Source organism: Asticcacaulis sp. DW145 (assembly GCF_037101385.1).
Taxonomy (GTDB): domain Bacteria; phylum Pseudomonadota; class Alphaproteobacteria; order Caulobacterales; family Caulobacteraceae; genus Asticcacaulis; species Asticcacaulis currens.
On the sequence record NZ_AP029024.1, the window covers coordinates 519,710 to 539,740 of the forward strand.

Annotated in this window: 16 protein-coding genes; 10 read left to right on the forward strand and 6 right to left on the reverse strand. The window is 61.8% G+C overall.

Translation table 11 applies throughout. The features are described from left to right. The first annotated feature begins 228 nt into the window (after positions 1-228). The 5 genes from AACH73_RS02360 (at position 229) to AACH73_RS02380 (ending at position 7,065) form a co-directional block, all read left to right on the forward strand. The gene (locus AACH73_RS02360; RefSeq protein WP_338735303.1) at positions 229-1,590 is read left to right on the forward strand and encodes a Xaa-Pro aminopeptidase; all 1,362 of its coding nucleotides are present in this window, start codon (positions 229-231) and stop codon (positions 1,588-1,590) included. Between the two features lie 67 nt (positions 1,591-1,657). Then, positions 1,658-3,847 (forward strand): penicillin acylase family protein, encoded by a 2,190-nt coding sequence (locus tag AACH73_RS02365; protein WP_338735304.1) that lies wholly within the window; start codon positions 1,658-1,660, stop codon positions 3,845-3,847. 287 nt (positions 3,848-4,134) lie between these two features. Then, a complete protein-coding gene (gene dgoD / locus AACH73_RS02370) occupies positions 4,135-5,322 on the forward strand; it encodes a galactonate dehydratase (RefSeq protein WP_338735305.1) in 1,188 nt (395 codons plus the stop codon). 1 nt (position 5,323) lies between these two features. Continuing rightward, positions 5,324-6,061 carry an SDR family oxidoreductase gene (locus AACH73_RS02375; RefSeq protein WP_338735306.1) on the forward strand — a complete coding sequence of 246 codons (738 nt, stop codon included), beginning with the start codon at positions 5,324-5,326 and terminating at the stop codon, positions 6,059-6,061. Continuing rightward, complete coding sequence (locus AACH73_RS02380; RefSeq protein ID WP_338735307.1) at positions 6,058-7,065, forward strand: aldose epimerase family protein; 1,008 nt, start codon at positions 6,058-6,060, stop codon at positions 7,063-7,065. The genes AACH73_RS02375 and AACH73_RS02380 overlap by 4 nt, the downstream gene beginning before the upstream one ends. 45 nt (positions 7,066-7,110) lie before the next feature. Here AACH73_RS02380 and AACH73_RS02385 read toward each other — a convergent pair whose 3' ends face one another. After that, positions 7,111-8,553 carry a sugar porter family MFS transporter gene (locus AACH73_RS02385; RefSeq protein WP_338735308.1) on the reverse strand — a complete coding sequence of 481 codons (1,443 nt, stop codon included), beginning with the start codon at positions 8,551-8,553 and terminating at the stop codon, positions 7,111-7,113. A 265-nt stretch (positions 8,554-8,818) separates the two neighbouring features. Between AACH73_RS02385 and AACH73_RS02390 the strand changes: the two genes are divergently transcribed. From AACH73_RS02390 to dusA, 4 genes are all read left to right on the forward strand, one after another. Beyond that, a complete protein-coding gene (locus AACH73_RS02390) occupies positions 8,819-11,044 on the forward strand; it encodes an alpha-galactosidase (protein ID WP_338735309.1) in 2,226 nt (741 codons plus the stop codon). Between the two features lie 45 nt (positions 11,045-11,089). Next, positions 11,090-12,100, forward strand: a complete 1,011-nt coding sequence (locus AACH73_RS02395) for an SIS domain-containing protein (protein ID WP_338735310.1) — start codon at positions 11,090-11,092, stop codon at positions 12,098-12,100. A gap of 128 nt (positions 12,101-12,228) precedes the next feature. Next, positions 12,229-13,266 (forward strand): LacI family DNA-binding transcriptional regulator, encoded by a 1,038-nt coding sequence (locus AACH73_RS02400; RefSeq protein WP_272740797.1) that lies wholly within the window; start codon positions 12,229-12,231, stop codon positions 13,264-13,266. Positions 13,267-13,415: 149 nt separating this feature from the next. After that, on the forward strand, positions 13,416-14,447 hold the full coding sequence (dusA, locus tag AACH73_RS02405) for a tRNA dihydrouridine(20/20a) synthase DusA (protein ID WP_338735311.1): 1,032 nt from the start codon (positions 13,416-13,418) through the stop codon (positions 14,445-14,447). On the opposite strand, the gene AACH73_RS02410 is transcribed toward dusA, so the two are convergent. Continuing rightward, entirely contained in the window at positions 14,431-14,958 is a 528-nt protein-coding gene (locus AACH73_RS02410; RefSeq protein ID WP_338735313.1) for a TIGR02281 family clan AA aspartic protease, read from the reverse strand. The genes dusA and AACH73_RS02410 overlap by 17 nt on opposite strands. A gap of 353 nt (positions 14,959-15,311) precedes the next feature. Here AACH73_RS02410 and AACH73_RS02415 point away from each other — a divergent pair, with 353 nt between their 5' ends. Next, complete coding sequence (locus AACH73_RS02415) at positions 15,312-15,449, forward strand: hypothetical protein (RefSeq protein ID WP_272740880.1); 138 nt, start codon at positions 15,312-15,314, stop codon at positions 15,447-15,449. Between the two features lie 95 nt (positions 15,450-15,544). Here the strand turns inward: AACH73_RS02415 and AACH73_RS02420 are convergent, their stop codons facing one another. The 4 genes from AACH73_RS02420 to AACH73_RS02435 all read right to left on the reverse strand — a co-directional run bounded on the left by AACH73_RS02420 (position 15,545) and on the right by AACH73_RS02435 (position 19,890). Further along, on the reverse strand, positions 15,545-15,919 hold the full coding sequence (locus AACH73_RS02420; protein ID WP_272740794.1) for a hypothetical protein: 375 nt from the start codon (positions 15,917-15,919) through the stop codon (positions 15,545-15,547). Positions 15,920-16,152: 233 nt separating this feature from the next. After that, positions 16,153-16,515: a hypothetical protein gene (locus tag AACH73_RS02425; protein ID WP_272740793.1), complete on the reverse strand. Its 363-nt coding sequence runs from the start codon at positions 16,513-16,515 to the stop codon at positions 16,153-16,155. 236 nt (positions 16,516-16,751) lie between these two features. Then, positions 16,752-18,470 (reverse strand): methyl-accepting chemotaxis protein, encoded by a 1,719-nt coding sequence (locus tag AACH73_RS02430; RefSeq protein WP_272740792.1) that lies wholly within the window; start codon positions 18,468-18,470, stop codon positions 16,752-16,754. 283 nt (positions 18,471-18,753) lie between these two features. Further along, the gene (locus AACH73_RS02435) at positions 18,754-19,890 is read right to left on the reverse strand and encodes a cell wall hydrolase (protein WP_272740791.1); all 1,137 of its coding nucleotides are present in this window, start codon (positions 19,888-19,890) and stop codon (positions 18,754-18,756) included. Between the last annotated feature and the right edge of the window lie 141 nt (positions 19,891-20,031).

Sequence of the window (20,031 nt, forward strand, 5' to 3'; positions counted from 1 at the left end):
CTGATCCGGGGTGCCCCCCAGACCCTTCCATTATCTTTTCCCTCCCCCTGTCCTGCATTTTGGCATTGACAGCAGGGTCCGTCGCTGCAACTTATATATGTAATATAGATAATATTAAAACCCCCTGTGCGGCGATCTCGTCACACCGGAGAGGGCCGGACCGCAAGTGCCGTCGAAAGACCGGGTGCGCTGCCGCAAAAACTTCCTTTGAAAGGCGAAAGATCAGCTATGACTATTGAACTTGCTCCCGTAACGGTGCCCGATTTCGGTCTGCCCCTGGCGCGGCCCACTGTTCCGGCAGAAGTCTATGAGGCGCGGTGCCGTGCCGCCTATCAGCGGGCCGGTTGCGACTGGCTGGTGGTCTATGCCGATCGTGAGCATTTCGCGAACATCGCCTTTCTGTGTGAATTCGAGCCCCGCTTCGAAGAGGCCCTGCTGATTCTGGGGCCACAGGAGCGGCGCATCATCGTCACCGGCAATGAGTGCGTGTCGTTTGCCGAGATCGTCACCCGGCTGAGCGCCATTGAAGTCCACCTGTGTCAGGCCATGAGTCTGCCCGGGCAGGACCGGTCCGAGGCGCCGGGCCTTACCGCGGTCCTGTCGTCCATCGGTATCCGCGATGGCCATCGCGTCGGTCTGGTCGGCTGGAAGCCCGCCATGCGTGAACCGGGTGAAGATGCCGGCTTTTTTGTGCCGTCTGTCTATGTCGATGCTCTGCGCCGATTGACGCTCGACTACGATGCCGTCAGCGATTGCACCGACGTGCTGATGCATCCGGAGCAGGGGCTGCGAGCCTGCGTCGATGCGGATCAGATCGCGGCCTTTGAATGGGCCGCAGCGCGAGCGACGGCGGCCGTCTGGCGCATCGTGACGCAGGTCCGCGAAGGCGACAGCGAACTGGAGGCCGCGGCGCGCATGGCCTACGCCGGTGAGCCGCTGAGCGCCCACGTCATGCTGGCCTCCAGTGACGCGTCGGGGCCGGTGGTCGGCCTGCGCAGCCCTACGGCGCGGCGTCTGTCGCGCGGCGACGGGGTGACGACGGCGGTCGGTTACTGGGGTGGGCTGTCGGCGCGCGCGGGCCTGATCAGCGACGGCGATGACCGCTTCTATAAACTGGCCCGCAGCTATTTCGCCGGTCTGTGCGCGTGGTACGACAGCGCAGATATCGGCGTCCGGGGCGGCGACGTATTTGAGCAGGTGACGCAGACCCTGGCGCAAGGCGGGCTGAGGTCTATGCTCAATCCGGGCCATCTGGGGGGGCATGAAGAGTGGATCAACACGCCGATCCGCCCGGCCAGCCGCCATACGCTGCGCTCCGGCATGGTGTTTCAGGTTGATATCATCCCGACGCCCCTGCCTCTGGGCTGGGCGCTCAATTGCGAAGACCCGGTGGTGCTGGCCGACGAAGCCCTGCGCGCCGAACTGGCGGCCCGTCACCCGGACGTCATGGCGCGTATAGAGGCGCGGCGGGCCTTTATGGATCAGAAGCTGGGCATTTCTCTGAAGCCGTCCATACTGCCGCTCGGATCGACGCCCGCCTGCCTGCCGCCGTTCTGGCTGAAGTCGGATCATCTGCTGGTTCGGGCGTGACATCTAACGGGTGGTCGGGGCTGAGGCGCATCGGCCGCCCTCCACAGCGATTTTCAGGGACGTCATCATGCGTTTTCACCTGCCCCGCCCCCTTTCCCGCAAAGCGGTTCTGCATCTGTGTCTGGCGGCCGGCTTCGCCATCCTGCCTCCGGGCGTATCGGCGGCGGAGCGGCAGGTGGTGATTACGCGCGACGACTGGGGCATTGCGCATGTGCGTGGCAAGACCGATGCCGATGCCGTGTACGGCATGATGTATGCGCAGGCCGAAGACGATTTTCCGCGCATCGAACGGAACTATCTTCAGGCACTCGGCCGTGTTGCCGAGGTGGACGGTGAAGCGGCGCTGTGGACCGATCTGCGTCAGCGCCTGTTTATCGACCCGGAGGCGCTGAAGGCGCAATATGCCCGCAGCCCGGCGTGGCTGAAAGCCTTGATGGAGGCGTGGGCAGACGGACTCAATGCCTATCTCGATAGCCATCCGCAGGTCAGGCCGCAGGTGATCCGGCGCTTCGAACCGTGGATGGCGCTCAGCTTTTCCGAGGGCAGTATCGGAGGTGATATCGAGCAGATCCCGCTGGAGCGACTAAAGGCCTTTTATGAGGACACGCCGTCGCTGCGCGCCGAGCGTGCGCCCGACCTGACCTATGAGGAGCCGACCGGCTCGAACGGCATCGCCCTCGCCCCCTCGCGCACGCGCGACGGACACGCGCTGTTGCTGATCAATCCGCATACCAGCTTCTTCTTCCGCGCCGAGCAGCAGGTCACCAGCGAAGAGGGGCTGAATGTCTATGGTGCGGCGACCTGGGGGCAGTTCTTCATCTATCAGGGCTTCAATGAGACCGCCGGCTGGATGCATACCTCCAGCGGCGTCGATGCCATAGACGAGTTTATCGAGACGATCAGGATCACCCCCAGCGGCACCCGCCAGTACAGGGACGGCGCAAGGTGGCGGCCGGTGGGCCAGCGCCAGATCACCCTCAGCTATCGCCAGCCCTCGGGCGAGATGGCCACGCGCAGGTTTACTGTCTACAGCACCCGCAGCGGCCCGATTGTGGGCCGGTCAGGTGACAAATGGCTATCGGTCGCCCTGATGAACCGTCCGCTGGCCGCCCTTCAGCAGTCCTTCTTGCGCACCAAGGCGGCGGACTTGAACGGTTTTCTGAAGGTGGCCGCGCTACAGGCCAATTCGTCAAACAACACCCTGTTTGCCGACAAGGCCGGGCATATCGGCTATCTCCACCCGCAATTCGTGCCCGTGCGGGATGACCGTTTCGACTATACGCGCCCCGTGGATGGCCGCGATCCGGCGACCCGCTGGAAAGGCGTACACGACCTGAGCCAACTGCCACAGGTCATTGACCCGCCTTCGGGGTATGCCTTCAACACCAATAACTGGCCGTGGACGGCGGCCGGGCCGGACAGCCCCCGCCAGAAGGATTATCCGCGCTATATGGATCAGGCGGGAGAAAACCCGCGTGGGCTGCATCTGGTGAAACTGCTCACCCCGGCACGAGGCGTCACTCTGGAGGGGTTGCGCGACATCGCCTATGATCCGTGGCTGCCGACCTTCGACTCGCTTATTCCCCGGCTTCAGCAAGCCTATGCCGCCCTGCCGGAGGGCGATCCGCAGCGGGAACGTCTGGCTGAGCCGATGGCCCTCCTGACGGGCTGGGATCGCCGCTGGTCGGCGCAGTCACAGGCGACCTCTCTGGCTGTCTTCTGGGGGGAAGCCCTATGGCGGCGCGTGGCGGCACAGGCGGCGACGGCACACCTCAGCGTCTGGGACTATATGGATCAGCGCGCGTCGGCGGCGGACAGGCTGGGGGCCCTTTCCGAAGCGGTCTCGCGTTTGCAGACCGACTTCGGTACCTGGCGCGTGGCCTGGGGCGACATCAATCGCTTTCAGCGCAATGACGGCGCGGTGACTCAGACCTTTGACGACAGCCGCCCTAGCTATCCCATCCCCTTTACCTCTAACCAGTGGGGGGCACTGGCCTCGTTCGGGGCCAGGACCTATCCGGGCACGCGCAAATATTACGGCACATCCGGCAACAGCTTTGTGGCCACGGTAGAGTTCGGGCCGCGCGTGCGTGCCTATGCCGTCAGTATCGGCGGGCAAAGCGGCGATCCCCGGTCGCCGCATTTCAATGACCAGATCGAGCGCTACGGCACCGCGACTTTGCGCAAGGTCTATTTCTATCCCGATGAACTTCAGGGGCATGTCGAGAGGCATTATGTGCCCGGTGTACGGCCCTGAAAGCGTTTTGCGCATTCATAAATATTATATATTATTTCATATAAACCGCCTTAGACTGCGCCTTCGACAGGCGCGGGACAGGGAAGTAATCTCTGGAAAAGCTGCGGACAGACCATAGGCTTAAACGCGGACGACATTCACGGACGCGTCACCGGCCAGAGGGTTATTTATAATACATATATTGACGTTTGTTCGCGCGCGTAATATTCAATTCTCAATCGTCCGGCACCAGCGTTCGGGTCGGAATGGAATGTGAGCTCACAATGCAGATACAGAAACGGAAACCAGTGACAACGTTGGCGAAGCGGCCGGAACCGCTCAGTGCCGCTGGCTCCAGAATTCTTCGTATCGAGACCTTTGCCGTCCCGCCCCGCTGGTTGTTTGTGCGGGTCGAAACCGATGACGGTCTGGTCGGATGGGGGGAGGCCAGTCTGGAGGGCCATACCGAGGCGGTGATGGGGGCTTTTGCCTCGTTGCGGGATCGCTTCCTGCGCTTTGAAGCGGACCGCATCGAGGACGTCTGGCAGACGGCCTATCGTCTGGGTTTCTACCGCGGCGGCCCTGTCCTGATGTCGGCCCTGTCCGGCCTTGATCAGGCCTTGTGGGACATCAAGGGCAAGCGGCTGGGTCTGCCGGTGCATCAACTGCTGGGCGGGCGTGTGCGCGATCGGGTCGCCGTCTATGCCTGGGTTGGGGGCGATCGCCCCGACGCCGTGGTCGAAGCGGCGCGTCAGCGTATCGGGCAGGGCTTCAAGGCCGTGAAGATGAACGCCACGGACGGCACAGGCTGGCTCGACAGTCCGCGCGCCCTCGATGGGGTGGCGCAGCGTCTGGCCGATGTGCAGGCCCTGGGACTGGATGCCGGGCTCGATTTTCACGGCCGTCTGCACAAGCCCATGGCCAAGCAACTGGCCGGCATTCTGGAGCCCCTGCGGCCGCTGTTTATCGAAGAGCCGCTGCTGGGCGAACACCCCGAAGCCATCCGGCAACTGGCCGGGCTGACTCGCATCCCCATCGCCATGGGGGAGCGCCTCTATTCGCGCTGGGACATCAAGCCCTTCCTTGAGGCTGCCTGCATAGACATCCTGCAACCCGACATCAGCCACGCGGGCGGCATTTCTGAAGTGCGCCGCATGGCCGCCATGGCCGAAGCCTACGACGTGGCACTGGCGCCGCATTGCCCTCTGGGGCCGATTGCGCTGGCGGCCTGTATGCAGGTCGGGCTTTCGACGCCTAACTTCACCTTGCAGGAAATGTCTCTTGGCATCCATTACAATTCGGAGGCGCACGACCTCCTGTCCTATCTGAAAAATCCGGACATATTTGCCGTTCATGACGGCATGGTCGCGGCCTTAACCGCGCCGGGTCTGGGGGTCGAGATCGACGAGGACCGCGTGCGTGATGCCAGCCGCGAGCATCAGCCGTGGCGAAACCCCGTCTGGCGTGGTCCCGACGGCTATGTACAGGAGTGGTAAGGTGAATTCAGGTCCCGGAACCGTATGGATAACCGGCGCGCTCGGCGGCATCGGTCTGGCCTGTGCCCGCCGTTTTGCGGCCAATGGCGCGCATCTGCTGCTGGTCGATCGCGTCGGCGACCAGGCCGAGGCGGCCTTGGCCGAACTGCGGGCGCTGGGAGCGGCCAGTGCCACCTTCGCTGCCTGTGATGTTTCGGTCGAAGCCGAGGTAGCCACCGTCTGTGAAAAGGGCATGTCCGTGTCCGGGCGCGTTAATGCCCTGGTCAATGTCGCCGGCATGATGATCTATAAGCCGCTGGACGAACTGACGGGGGAAGACTGGCACCGTCTTCTGGGGGTGAATCTGATCGGGGCAGCCCTGTTCACGCGCGAGGCCCTGCGCCGCATGGAGCCGGGCAGCGCCATCGTGAATGTCTCAAGCATCCACGCCTTTCAGACCTCGCCTCTGGTGGCGCCCTATGCGGCGGCCAAGGCGGCGCTGGCGTCGCTGACGCGCTCGACCGCCATTGAGGGCAAGCCGCGCGGTATCCGCGCCAACGCCGTCCTGCCCGGCGCGGTGGACACGCCCATGCTGTGGGCCAGCCCCAATCTCAAATCCGGAGCCGAGGTGCTCGAAGCCGGTGACATCGGCAAGCCCGAAGACATTGCCAATGCCGTCGCCTTTCTGGCCGGAGAGGATGCGGCCTTTATCAGCGGGGCGACGCTGAATGTGGATGGCGGCCGGCTGGCCAAACTATGACGGTACCCGGCCTTTTCGGTACACTGAAATGCGGCGAGGCGGTGCACCGGCTGAGGCTGTGCGCGCCGGGCGGCATTGAGGCCCATATACTGACCTACGGAGCCACGGTTCAGAGCCTGAGCGTGCCGGGGCCGGATGGCCCCGTGCCGACCCTCATCGGATTTGACGATCTGGCCCGCTATGAGGCAGACCGAACCTATCAGGCCGCGATCATCGGCCGAACCGTCAATCGGATAGCCGGGGCGCGGTTTGCCCATGAGAGGCGCGAATGGCGCGTCACGGCCAATGAAGGCTGCAATCATCTGCATGGCGGGACACGCGGGCTGACCCGTCAGGTCTGGCAGGCCGATGCCCGCCACAGCGATGAAGCGCCGGTGGTGTTGCGCCACGTCTCCCCGGCGGGCAGCGAGGGCTATCCCGGCACGCTGAGCGTCTGTGTGACCTTTTCGCTGCCGTCGCCCCTGACGCTTGAGATCCGCTACGAAGCGCAGGTGGATGCCGCCTGTCCGGTCGATCTGACCCACCATCTCTATTTCAATCTGGGGCAGGTCGAACTGGGCACCCATCGGCTGGGCGTGGGCGGCCACGAGGTGCTGGAGGTCGATGCGGCCTATCTGGCGACCGGTACGCGACTGAGTGTGGACGGCACGCCGTTCGATCTGCGTCAGCCGCAGGCGCTGTACGACGTGCTGGCGCAGTCGCATCCGCAACTGACGGCGATTGGACTTAACCAGTGCTGGGTCTCAGACCCCGCGACGGGGCCGATGGCCAGCGTGTCGGCCCCGCAGAGCGGGCTGCGTATGACCCTTTATAGCAATCAGCCGTGCCTTCAGGTCTATAGCGGGCTGTCGAGGGAGGTCGCCCCCTTCGGCGCGCTGGCGCTGGAACCGCAGGGCTATATCGACGCCGTGAATCAGCCGGGCTTCCTGAGCCCGTGGCTGCACCCGGGCGAGACCTATCACCGCGTGACGCACTACGTCTTTGATAACGAAACACTGCTCTGAGATCGCGTCTCAGAGCGGTGCCGGCAGGAAAGGGATGGGGCATATTCAGGCCTGACGCTTGCGCGTCAGGCTTTCTTCGATGTCTTCCAGCGTGCGGCCCTTGGTTTCCGGCACGAAGCGGGCAATGAACAGCAGGCCCAGGAAGCAGATCGCCCCGTAGCACCAGAAGGTCCCTGAGGCCCCCAGACGCGCATTGAGAATGGGGAAGGTGTAGGTGACGGCGAAGCAGGCGATCCACAGCACCGACACGGCGATGGAAATAGCCAGTCCGCGGATGCGGTTGGGGAAGATTTCCGAGAGCAGCACCCAGGTGACTGAGGCCAGGGAGGTCGCATAGGCGGCGATGACCCCGAGCGTTAGGGCCAGAACGAGCGGCCCCTTTATGCCCATGAAGAAGGCGATACCCAGCATCAGGTGCATGAGGGTGATCGCGCCCGTGCCCCACAGCATCAACGCCCGGCGGCCCAGACGATCAACGGTAAAGGTAGCGACAAGGGTGAATATCAGATTGATCGCCCCGGTGATGACAATATTGAACATCACGCCGCTGAGGTCATAACCGGCCCCGCGATAGATTTCTTCGGCGTAGTTGAATATGACGTTCGTGCCGCTCCATTGTTGAAGAATGGCCAGACCGGCCCCGATCAGCAACAGACCGAACACCGCCGGGCGCAGCAGGTCGGGCCACGCGCCGCGCGTGTCGGCTTCTTGCGACAGGGCCGCATCGACGTCACGGATTTCGGCGTCGGCATAGGTCGGTCCACCGATCTTACTCAATATGGCACGCGCCTTTTCCGTCTGGCCTTTTTTGAGCAGCCAGCGCGGGCTTTCCGGCACCAGAAAGGCGCAGATGAAGAAGGTCAGGGACGGCACGGCGACGGCGGTGAACATCCAGCGCCAGCCATATTGCCCCTGCCACGAGTCGCGCAGGGCTTCTGCCGAGGCGCGACCGTCAAAATCACCGGCGATCAGCAGGTTGACGATCTGTGCCCCCAGTATGCCGACAACTACCGTCAGCTGATTCAGGGTCACCAGACGCCCGCGCCATTTCGCCGGGGCGATTTCGGCAATATAGGTGGGGGAGACATTCGACGCGATGCCGATGGCTATGCCGCCGACAATGCGCCAGATAATGAAGCTGTCGAAGCTGTGCGCCCACCCCGTCGCCACCGACGATACGCCGAACAGCAGGGCCGCCACGATCAGCAGTTTCTTGCGCCCGATACTGTCGCTCAGCAAACCGGAGAAGATAGAGCCCATCAGGCAGCCCAGCAGCGCACAACTGTTGGCCCAGCCGATCTGAGCTTCGGTCGTCAGGCCGAAATAGGGCTCGTAAAAGGGCTTGGCCCCGCCGATCACCACCCAGTCGTAACCGAACAGCAGTCCCCCCAGCGCGGCTATGGCGGAGATCATCCAGACATAGCCCATGTTAAGCCGGTAATCCGGCGGCGGGGTCGCCTGTGTGTCGTCTGCGGAGATAATATGCATCGGCGTGTTCATCCCTAACGGCGTTGTCTGAAATCTGGCCGCCTTGTCAGAGGTGCGGCCTTGGGCGGCACCTTAAGCAAGCCTGTGGGATGCGTCAATATATATTACATATTTGGCGAGGGTGAAAGCCTCATATGATGCGGTGCGGCATAAGATTATGAGATTATTGCATAATGCCGTGCGGTGACGTTTTCTCCACAGGCCGCTATTGACGTCATGCACCCGCTCTGCGATACATATAAATAATATAAATTAGGGAGGTCTTATGCCTGTGACCAGTCTGAACCGGCGCGCCGCTTGCCTCAGTCTTCTCGGGGGGATGGCGGCTCTGGCCGTGCCCTTCCGCTCGGATGCCGACGCGCGCTTCGACGAGCGTATCAAAGTGTTTCGTCTGGATGGTGACGGCGTCACCTACGCCTTTGGGATCGACAGCGTCGGGCAGATTCAGGCCCTGCACTGGGGCGGGTCGCTGGCGGTGGATGATCCGTTGCCGGCCGCGCCCAATCCGTCCGACTTTTCCGGCTTCGACCGGGCCAACTCGGTCACGCCGCTGGAATATGTGGCCTTCGGTGGCGGTCTGGTCACTGAGCCCTCTCTGAAAGTCGCCTTCCCGGACGGTGGGCGTGATCTGGTCCTGCGCTATGCCGGTCATGAGATGACGGCAGAAGGCATCCGCGTGCGCCTGAAGGACATTTCGGCCGAGGTGCACGTTGAACTGACCTATGGCATGGATAAGGCGACGGGTATGTTGTCGCGTTCGGCGCGGGTTTACAACCGCACGCGCCGACCGCTGCGCATTGATCAGATGGCCGCAGCGACGCTCAACCTGCCCTTCGCGGACGATTACGAACTGCATTACCTGACCGGGCGATGGGCGGGGGAATGGACGGTGCAAAAGCGCCCGCTGGAGGCAGGGAGCACCGTTCTGGAAAGCCGGCTGGGCATGACCGGCTCGCAGAACAATCCGTGGTTCGCCGTCGGCCGCAAGGATGTGAGCGAAGAAGAGAACGGGCCGGTCTGGTTCGGGGCGCTGGCCTGGAGCGGGTCGTGGCGGATGGTCTTCGAAAAGGACATTCTCGGCCAGTCGCGTATAACGGCAGGCTATAATCCCTTCGATTTTGCCTATCTGCTGAAACCCGGTGAAAGCCTTGAAACCCCGGTCTTCTACGCGGGCTATTCGCCGGACGGTATGGGCGGCGCATCGCGCCGGATGCACCGCTTTCAGCGCACCGTCATTCTCCCCGGTGCCCCGGCACCCAAGCTGCGCCCGGTGCTGTACAATTCATGGGAAGCGACCGAATTCGCGGTTACGGAACAGGGGCAGGTCGCTCTGGCGGAAAAGGCGGCGACTCTGGGGGTCGAACGCTTCGTCATGGATGATGGCTGGTTCGGCAAACGCAATAATGACCGCGCCGGGCTGGGGGACTGGACCGTCAACCGCGAAAAGTTCCCGCAAGGTTTGACGCCGCTGATCCGCCGTGTGCGGGAGCTGGGCATGGAGTTTGGCCTGTGGGTTGAGCCGGAAATGGTCAATCCCGACAGCGATCTTTACCGCGCGCATCCGGACTGGGTCATCAATTTCAAGGGCCGCCCGCGCAGCGAGGGGCGCAACCAGATGGTGCTCAATCTGGCGCGTAAGGAGGTGTGCGATTACATCATCAAATCGCTCGACCTGCTGCTCAGCGAAAACGACATCGCCTTCCTCAAATGGGACCATAATCGCAGTTGGTCCGAGCCGGGCTGGCCGGAACGGCCGGTGGCGGAGCAACAAAGACTGTATGTTGATTATACCCGCAACCTCTATGCCATTCTGGCGGAAATCCGGCGGCGTCACCCCAGGGTGGAAATCGAATCCTGTGCCGGTGGTGGCGGGCGGGTCGATCTGGGCATCATGCGCTTTTCCGATCAGGTCTGGCCGACGGACAATACCGACCCCTTCGACCGCCTCAAAATGCGGGATGGCTTTTCTCAGGCCTATATGCCCGGTGTGATGATGGCGTGGGTGACCGCTTCGCCCAACTGGGTCAACAAGCGTTCGACCTCGCTGGAATACCGCTTCCTGTCGGCCATGCAGGGGTGTCTGGGCATCGGAGACAATCTGAACCACTGGACGCCGGACGAGTTTGCCACGGCTAAACGCCTCATCGCCGAATACAAAGCCATGCGTGCCACGGTTCAGCGCGGCGATCTATACCGGTTGATCTCACCGCAGGACAATTCACCGCGCTCGGCCACCCTGTCGGTATCGGGTACCCGACGTCAGGCCGTGCTGTTCGCTTTCCTGCATTCCAGTTCCAAATTCGAAACCGCACCCCGCATTCAACTGCGCGGGCTGGAGCCTCAGACGCGCTACGCCGTTCGTGCCATTGCCGGGACTGTGGCGGACGATACGCCAAAGGTCGCCAGCGGTGCCTACTGGATGAATCACGGCGTGAAACTGCCGCTCAGGGGCGATTTTCAGGCCGCAGCCTGTGTGTTCGATGCCGTCTGAAACCCGTTTGGCAGATGACAGAATTAACTACCAAGGAGTTGACTGATGATGGCCTTCGATGCCTCCGCCTTTGAACGCTCGCTGGGAGGTGCGGCCGCTGAACTGGACCGCGCGGCGGCCTATGGTCAGAGCCTGTCCGCAGACATAGACCGCATCTATTTCGTGGCGCCGGGGGCTCCCAACCGTATCATGCAGGGCCTGCGTTACTGGATCGAAAGCCTGAGCCGGACGCTTGAGGTCCGCTGCGGCTATCCGGCGGAGTTCATGGCCATGTCGCCGCCGCGCCTGGATGACCGCACCCTTGTCGTGCTGGCCTCCAAGTCGGGGCGTACCAAGGAATCCGTGGAGATGGCGCAGTGGCTGAGCGACAAGCCCTGCCGCACCCTGGTGGTCACGCAATCCGATGACCGACCCATTGCGGGCTTTGTTGACACCCGCTTCCTGCTGGGGGACACGCCTGAGCCCTTTTATGGCGTGTTCATGATCCTTCAGGCCCTGACAGGCGGGCTCCTGGCGGGCCGGGACGGCTGGCCGCATCTGGACCATCTGCTTGAATCCCTGCGGGCCTTGCCGGCCGTGCTGGCCCAGACCGTAGAGGCGCAGGACGACCGGGCCCGCTCTGTCGCCGAACGCCTCAAGAGCGATCGTACCGTTTATTTTATCGCCGCCGGTCCCATGTTCACCATGGCCTACTATGTAGGGGTGTGCATTCTTCAAGAGAGCCAGTGGATGCACTGCGTTCCGGTGGAGGCCGCCGAATGGTTCCACGGCCCATTCGAAATACTGGATGACACCTTGCCCGTTGTGGTGATGCTGGGGGAGGATACCAGCCGCCCGATCGCCGAGCGGGCGCTCGCCTTCTGTCAGCGCTACACGCCGCGCACCGAGGTCTATGATTCGCGCGATATGGCCATGCCCGGCATTGATCCGCTTATCCGGCCGATTGTCGCGCCCTATGTGACGGGGATAGCGGTGGAACGTATTGCTGCGCACCTCGCGCACCTGCATCAGCAACCGCTTAGCAATACGCGCTATATGGGCAAAGTGCCCTATTAGGCGTGCCGTTAGCCCCAGACCGCCAGAGAAAAACTTATACCGTATCCGGGCAATTGCGTGTTTCGAAAATTTCTGATGTAAAGAGGCCCATTACCGCCCGTTGAGGGGGCGTCTGTGCAGAGGTGCGGGTGAAAAAGGCGAAACCGACGATTGATGATGTCGCGGCCTTGTCAGGTGTGGGCCGCACCACGGTTTCACGGGTACTCAATAACGGGCCGAATGTGCGCCCGGAAGTCCGTATGCGCGTACTGGAAGCGGTCGAAAAACTTCAGTATAAGGTCAATGCGCAGGCGCGCTTTCTGGCTGGGGGGCGTTCGCAGCTCCTGGCGCTGATCCATGCCTCGGATCTCGATTCGGAGCCAAACTCCTACTACTATTCGGGTCTGGAGCTGGGCGCGCTGCGGGCCTGCGCGCCGGCGGGTTTTCAGCTTCTGATGCACGGCGTGAATCAGCACAGCCTCGACCGGGTGCAGAAAATCATCGATTTCATCGCCTCGCGCCGTTGCGACGGGGTCATACTGACCCCGCCCTTTTCCGATGACGCGGACCTGCATCAGGCCCTGTTGCGGCAAAATATTGCGCATGTCGCGGTTTCGCCGGGCGATGGATTGCGCCGTCAAATGGCCGGCGTCGGCATGGACGATGAAGTGGCCGGGTATGAAATCACCCGTTATCTGCTGGGGCTCGGTCATCGGCGGTTTGCCTTCCTGCAGGGTCTGGAAAGCCACACCTCGGCTGAAAGCCGTTATGCCGGGTACAGGCGCGCTTTGGGCGAAGCCGGCCTCTCGCCGGACGCCATGCCGACGGCCCGCGGCAACTTTACCTTCCGCTCAGGTGCCGATCAGTCGGTTGACTTGCTGAAGGGGCCGCAACGCCCGACCGCGCTGATCTGCGCCAATGACGACATGGCTACGGGCGCGCTGTTTGCAGCGCATCGTATGGGCCTGAGCTTGCCCGCTGACCTGTCCGTGGTGGGGTTTGACGATACGCCCGTCTCTGAAGTGGTGTGGCCGCCCCTGACGACCATCCATCAGCCGATCCGCCAGATCGGGGCGCGGGCCGTCGAAAAGCTGATCGAGGTCTTGAACGGCGTGGAGAGTCAGGAATTCGGCTTCGAAGTGGTGCCGCACCGCCTCATCGTGCGCGAGTCGGCCACTCAGATCTGAGCCGCGCGCGCGACAGCACACCGGTTACGCGCCTTCGGACACCTCACTCCCAATAAAACATGTGCAGTCTGTGTGCACTGGCGTTACCATGTGGGGAAATAGGGATTGCGGATGCCGAGGCGTTCGCCGAGAGGCCCTGAGTGAGTTGGATGACTAAAAATCAAGCGTTTAAATTTTCCGTTGCCCCAATGATGGACTGGACGGACCGGCATTGCCGGGCTTTTCACCGGACCCTGACGAAGGGCGCGCTGCTCTATACGGAGATGGTAACCTCGCGGGCGGTCATTAATGGCGACCGTCAGAAGCTGCTGGGTTTTTCCGAAGTCGAGCACCCGGTGGCGCTGCAACTGGGCGGGTCTGAGCCGGATGAACTGGCGGCCTGCGCGAAGATCGCTGAAGACTGGGGCTATGACGAGGTCAATCTCAACTGCGGTTGTCCGTCCGATCGCGTGCAGTCGGGGTCGTTCGGGGCTTGTCTGATGCGTGAGCCGCAGCTTGTCGCTGATTGTATGCAGGCCATGGGTGAGGCGACCCGGCTGCCCGTGACCGTTAAATGCCGCATCGGGGTGGACGATCAAGACGAAGAGACGGCCCTGTTTGCGCTGGTCGAAGCCTGCCGCCAGGCGGGAGTGCGGACCTTTATCGTCCATGCGCGCAAGGCGTGGCTCAAGGGCCTGTCGCCCAAGGAAAACCGCGACATCCCGCCGCTGAACTATGAGCTGGTCTATGCCCTAAAGCGCGCCTATCCGGATTTGACGATCTCGATCAATGGCGGCATCAGCACGCTGGAGGCGGCTGAGACGCATCTGAAACACGTCGATGGCGTCATGCTGGGCCGTGCGGCCTATCATGAACCGGCCCTGCTGGGGCAGGTGGACCGGCGCATCTTTGGCGCAGAGGGCGATGTGGGGCCGTTCGAGGCGCTGGAGGCCTATCGCCTCTATATGGAAGCACAACTAGCCACCGGGGTGCATTTGCCGGCCATCACGCGCCATATGCTGGGTCTGATGCACGGTCTCCCGGGGGCGCGGGCCTTCCGGCGCATCCTGACCGTGGAGTCCATTCGACCCGGAGCGGGTATAGAGGTGTTGGATCAGGCCATCGACGCCGTACGCGATGCCATGGCTGCGTCACAGGCGCGGCGCGAAGCCTATGCGGCCAGTCTTACGGACGCAGGATAAGGCTGCCCTGGGTGGCTTCGAAGCGGCTGAGACGTCCCAGATAGCTCATGCCCAGAAGCGAGCTGGACAGGCCGTTGGGAATAACCAGGGCTTCGACATTGTCCATCTGGCTCTGGCCGATCTGCATATGGTCGATGACGACACGCGCGGCCTGCGTCTTGCCGCTGGCCGTGGTGACGTCCTGATCGTAGCTGAGGGTGTTCAGGTTGATCCCCAGACGGCGGGCGTCCTGCGGCGTAAGAGCGACGACCGAGGCCCCGGTATCGACCAGAAACTTGACCGTCGTCGTATTAACCCGCGCTTCGGCCCAGTAGTGGCCGTCCGCCGCTTTGGGTATGGCGGTAACCCCGCCTATGCTGCTGGGTGAGGACAGGCTCTGGCTCTGAGAGGTCTGGGCCACGATGGCGGTTTCGTCCCCACGCGAGGTGAAGCCTTCATGCCGAACCACGAGCAGGCCCGTCGCCACCGCGCTGGTGATGGCGCATCCCAGGATAAAGGCAGATTTCAGCATGACGTTTTCACCAACCACCGCTTCCGGGTCGCCCGTTGAGGGCCGCCGGTCTTTTCCGGCCTGATCGCAGTCTAGAGGGATAAGGTTTTTTTATCGTGAATCGCCAGAATGGGGCGTGTTCGGACGAATTTGGTATGAAAAATTATCTTTCGAAAAATAAATAAAACAATTAATTCAGATACATAAGAAGCTCTTAATCCATTTTTTACTCCGGTTACGGAATGTTTATTGTGCATTTCTGCGTTCCGTGCAATATTGGTATCCGACGCGACGACGGCTGAGAGAGGTGAGAGTCCCCTGAGAGTTTGCGACGCGTCTTCTTGTTCATCTTGTCATGAAAAAGGAGGCGCATTGTGATGAACGACAATGAAAAGAAACAACACGCTATGACTTCGTTCGCCCTGTTCGGCGGGGTATTTTTAGGCCAGAAGCCCAAATCCGGGCCGATACAGAGCCGGCCGCAGGATTTCAGACCCTTCGGGCGTAAATAGAGCGATCGGTCAAATAGAGCGTGACGCAAACCGTAAACGCAAAAAGCCCTCCGCGAGTGATCGCGGAGGGCTTTTTTCAGACGTCGGAAGACGACTTAGTTGGCGGCCAGCTTAACGCCCGCCTTGGCTTCCGCAGCGGCCATGTTCGGCGATGCCTTGGTGATCTTCACTGACGGATTGGAACCGCCCGCGCCGAAGCGTGCGGTGCCTTCGACCCAGTACAGGCCGTCCGCGCCGAGGAAGTTGTACTTGAATTCGATGGCGTAGGTACCCGCGCGCACGTCGCAGGCATTGACGTTGACCATCTGCTTACCGGTGACCGGGACGACCTTCGACACGGCGGCCTTGGCAAGACCAGCCAGGGTGGAGCCCGCCTCGGCCTGTTGCGAATCGTCGCACTCGGTGGCTTGGGCGGCGCCCGTCATACCCAGAACGGCGACGGCGGCAATCATCAGGCTTTTCTTGATCATGTTTTGTAGCTCCTTGAGGTTCTTCAGGATGGCTACACACTACAAGATAATGAATAATCTTAAGTTAAACAGGGAGTTAAGAAATTTTTACAGAGGTTAACTCCGTTATTTCAATCACTTGAAATATAAGGGGCAAACCTTAACAGCGCAAATGGGGCGAAAAAATATGAACGCGATGCGCAAAAAAGGCCGCCGGGAACCCGATTGCGAGCTGCCCGGCGGCGCTTGCAGGCTTAGTTCGACGCCAGCTTGATGCCGGCCTTGGCTTCGGCGGCGGCCAGGTTCGGGCTCAGGCGCTTCAGCTTCAGTTCGGTAACGGCCGAACCGTTGTACTTGGCCGTCCCTTCGACCCAGTACAGGCCGCCGGCACCGAGGAAGTTGTATTTGAATTCGGCTACCGCGGTCTTGCCCGCGGCATCGCAGGTATTCAGGCTCACCATCTGCTTGCCTTCAATGGCCACGGCCTTCGACACGGCGGCTGAGGTGGCGGCCGCGATCGCCTTACCGGCGGCGGCTTCCTGGGCTTCATCACACTCGGCAAAGGCCGGAGCGGCGAGGGCGGTCAGGGCGAGAGCGGAGAAGATAACGGCTTTCACGACTAATACTCTTTCTGAATGAACACTGGGCATTCGGCCCATCGGGAGGAGGAATACAGGATGCGTTGGATAGCGCGAGTTTAATATACCTATGAGTGTTTAATTGCCGGTGAATCTATTGTGCGTCGCGGCAAATTTTTACGGCTCAAAACGTTTTCAGTTGGCATGAGGGCATGAAAAAGCCCCTCCGGAGGGGCCTCCGGAGGGGTTTCTTAGTCTGGGACGTTTCGCCGGCTTTAGGCGGCGGTCAGTTCGGACAGGAAGCGGCGGATATTCTCGCTCATGGCTTCCGTCCGCTGCGTCAGCTGACGGGCAGCGCCCAGCATTTCAGTCGAGGCCTTTTCCGTATCGGCGGCCGAAGCCGACAGTTGCGATACCGACGAAGAGGCGGTGGTGGTGCCGTCCGAGGCTTCGTTAACATTGCGGGCGATTTCGTTCGTCGCGTCGCCTTGCTGGTGCACCGAGTCGGCAATGGACGAAGCGATTTCGTTCATGTGCTTGATCGTCGCACCGATGCCGCGGATGGCCGAGACGCCGTTCTGGGCCGCCGTCTGGATGTCCTTGATACGTTCGCGGATTTCGTCGGTGGCCTTGGCGGTTTGCTGGGCCAGCGACTTCACTTCCGAGGCCACGACCGCAAAGCCCTTACCGGCTTCACCGGCGCGCGCCGATTCGATGGTGGCGTTCAGCGCCAGGAGGTTGGTTTGCTGAGCGATGGCGTTGATGAGATCGACGACTTCACCGATCTGATCCGCCGCACGGCTCAGTTCGACCATCGACTCGTTAGTCTTGTCGGCTTCCGACACGGCTTCGGCGGCGATTTCCACCGAGCGAACGGCCTGATCACCGATGACGCCGATTGAGGCCGACAGTTCGGTGGTTGCCGAGGCGACGTTTTGCACATTGTCAGCCGAGTTGCGGATCGAGGACACCGCCGATTGCGAGCGGCGCTCGTTTTCCTGCGCAATGGTCAGAAGGGTGCGGCCGTTGGCATCGAGGTCCGAAGCGGCTGCCGACAGGGCGTCCAGCATGTCCTGAGCCTCGTGACGGAAGCGTTCGGCCAGTTCCGACATCTGACGGGCGCGCTCTTCGCGGGTTTTCATCGTCGCGGCTTCGATTTCGGCCAGACGCAGCTTTTCTTCGGCATTGGCCTTGAAGACGTTAAGGCTATCGACGACCGATTTCAGTTCGTCGCCACGGGCGAGCGATTGAATGTCCACGTTCAGATTGCCACGTGCCAGTTCTTCGGTCGTCTTGGCGATGCGGTTGATCCCGGTCACCGTGGCGCGCGAGAAGAAGAAGGCGATACCGCAGGACAGGACGGCCATCACGGCGGCGAAGATGGTCAGGAGCGAGATGCCCGCCGTCTGGGCCGCGCGGGCCGCTTCGGCATCAGCCTTGGCCTTGGCGACCTGACCGGCAATGATCTTGTCCGAGATCTGCGACATCTTGGCATAGCCGTCGTCGAACTGCGACATCAGCGGAGCCACCGACGGGAAGTCGACGGTCATGACGGAACCGGCAAATTCGACGGCCTCCTTATAGGTCTTCACTTCCTTGCCGAGGTTCTCAAGGTCTTTTTTCTTTTCGGCATCGGTGGTGGCCGCCGCCATGGTCTTGAGGCTGGCTTCGATCTTCCCCAGATCCTGCACAACCAGCGCGACCTTCTGATCGGCATTGGTACCGGCACCCGAAGCCTGATCGGTCATGGCGCGGAAGAGCTGACCATTGGCTTCCTTGATGGCCGACTTGATGTCGCCCATGGCCTGAACGGCGGGGAGGCTCTGGGTATTGATGGCTTCGATAGCCTTACCCTGCGTGTTCATCACGGTCACGGCGCCGAAGGCAAGCGCGACGATCAGCGCCGTGGCGACGGCGGCCGGAGTCATGAACTTCAGCGTGAAGGACAGGTTGGAGATGCTCAGCTTGCCGCCGGCAGATTTCGACTTCGTCATTATGGCCCCTGACAATTTCTGGTGTCTGTTCCCCGGTGCGGTACTGCGGGACCGTCCGGAAGAGTGGTTCTTTCAAGGGCCCCGGCGCGTGATCCGACTCACCACGCGGCCTAAGACCCCGGATTGTCACGCAAGTTGCCAGAACATAGTTGTTGAAACCCTAACACTGAGGATTTTTTTTGTAATACAATATAATAGAAGTAACCAATGAAAAGAGCGCCCCGGGCGTGCCAAGGCGCTGTTTTTAAAGAATTCTTCGTTAAGAGGGGCGGTCGAAGGCAGATCAGGGACGGCTGGGGGCGGTCGTTTTTATCGCCTGAGTGAGCGCCTGAGCGTCCTCGCCCTTAACCTGCGCCGACAGGGCCACCGACTTTGTGGCTGTGTCCTTGGCGTTGTCACGCAGATGACTGAGCGTTTCGGACGGCTTTGTTTCCACCGGTGCGGCCGACGAGGCCGAAGCGGCGGTCAGATCACTCTCCTTCGCCTTTTCGAGCGTCGGCACCGCCGAGGGGCGAACTTGATCTGCAGCGGCCAGCATCTGAGCGCCGCGGCTGGAGAACTGATAGAAGGCGTGGTTGCCGATGGTGGCGGTGCGCTGCATACGGTCCGCCCAGTCCGGCGAGATGCCCAGAACGTGGAAATGGGTCGAAGCGCCTACCGACTTCATCACATAGCCGTCCAGCGCATCTTCGGCGACGGTGCGCGCCCGCTTCCAGGCCCAGCTTTCGACGCGGTTGGTCATGATGCCGTTGCAGGTGAAGCTGAACTGACAGCCCGTGCGCTTGACCGCGCCCTGATAGACGACATTGCAGATGGTCTTGGGATATGCCGGGTGGCGCACCCGGTTCAGGATCACCTGAGCCACGGCGCGCTGACCGGAATCGGTTTCGCCGCGCGCCTCATAATAGACGGCCTGAGTCAGGCAATCGAGGTCGGAGGCCGAACGGTTCTTGAGATCGAAGGGCGAGGCCGGTGCCGTGCGCGGCGTGGCCCGCATCAGGCCCAGATCAAGGCTGGCCTTCAGTACCGGGGCCTGCGCGGCCTCGGCCTTGTGCGTGCGCGCCGGGCTCACAAGCGAGGCAAACAGGTTGGTGCGCTGGCGGTCCTGACGCATCCGCATCGTGGCCACAGGCGAGGTGTAGGATTCGTGACGCATGACCAGCGCAATGGCGCGGCGGTCCAGATCGTCCTGCAGGGCGGCCACGCTCTTCTGGCCGTCGAGATGACGCAGACGGTCCGCGCCATAGGAATGATCGTTCAGGCTCATCAGGCTTTCGGCCTGTTCGCGGATTTGCGCATCGCGCGTCAGCTTGCCGCCCAGCCAGGCGGAGCCGAACGCCGCGGTCAGCATAAGACTGGAGCCGCCCGCAGCGGTCAACAGGCGCATCTGACGGCGCGTAAGAGACAGGTTCAGACCCAAAGGTGTCTTGTCCTCAGTAACGAGAGCGCACTGCGCTCCCTGACAGAGGGCAACCCCACCATACATTCTTCTGAATGCATCAGGCCCGCTCACAGTCAGGAGACGGGGCCTTCCGGGGGCGCCGGAGCCGACAAAGCGCAC

What these genes read in the sequence shown, in the direction of transcription:
- AACH73_RS02360 (WP_338735303.1), top strand. Translation starts at nt 229, where the DNA reads ATGACTATTGAACTTGCTCCCGTAACGGTGCCCGATTTCGGTCTGCCC.
- AACH73_RS02365 (WP_338735304.1), top strand. Translation starts at nt 1,658, where the DNA reads ATGCGTTTTCACCTGCCCCGCCCCCTTTCCCGCAAAGCGGTTCTGCAT.
- AACH73_RS02380 (WP_338735307.1), top strand. Translation starts at nt 6,058, where the DNA reads ATGACGGTACCCGGCCTTTTCGGTACACTGAAATGCGGCGAGGCGGTG.
- AACH73_RS02385 (WP_338735308.1), bottom strand. Translation starts at nt 8,553, where the DNA reads ATGCATATTATCTCCGCAGACGACACACAGGCGACCCCGCCGCCGGAT.
- AACH73_RS02390 (WP_338735309.1), top strand. Translation starts at nt 8,819, where the DNA reads ATGCCTGTGACCAGTCTGAACCGGCGCGCCGCTTGCCTCAGTCTTCTC.
- AACH73_RS02395 (WP_338735310.1), top strand. Translation starts at nt 11,090, where the DNA reads ATGATGGCCTTCGATGCCTCCGCCTTTGAACGCTCGCTGGGAGGTGCG.
- dusA (WP_338735311.1), top strand. Translation starts at nt 13,416, where the DNA reads ATGACTAAAAATCAAGCGTTTAAATTTTCCGTTGCCCCAATGATGGAC.
- AACH73_RS02410 (WP_338735313.1), bottom strand. Translation starts at nt 14,958, where the DNA reads ATGCTGAAATCTGCCTTTATCCTGGGATGCGCCATCACCAGCGCGGTG.
- AACH73_RS02420 (WP_272740794.1), bottom strand. Translation starts at nt 15,919, where the DNA reads ATGATCAAGAAAAGCCTGATGATTGCCGCCGTCGCCGTTCTGGGTATG.
- AACH73_RS02430 (WP_272740792.1), bottom strand. Translation starts at nt 18,470, where the DNA reads ATGACGAAGTCGAAATCTGCCGGCGGCAAGCTGAGCATCTCCAACCTG.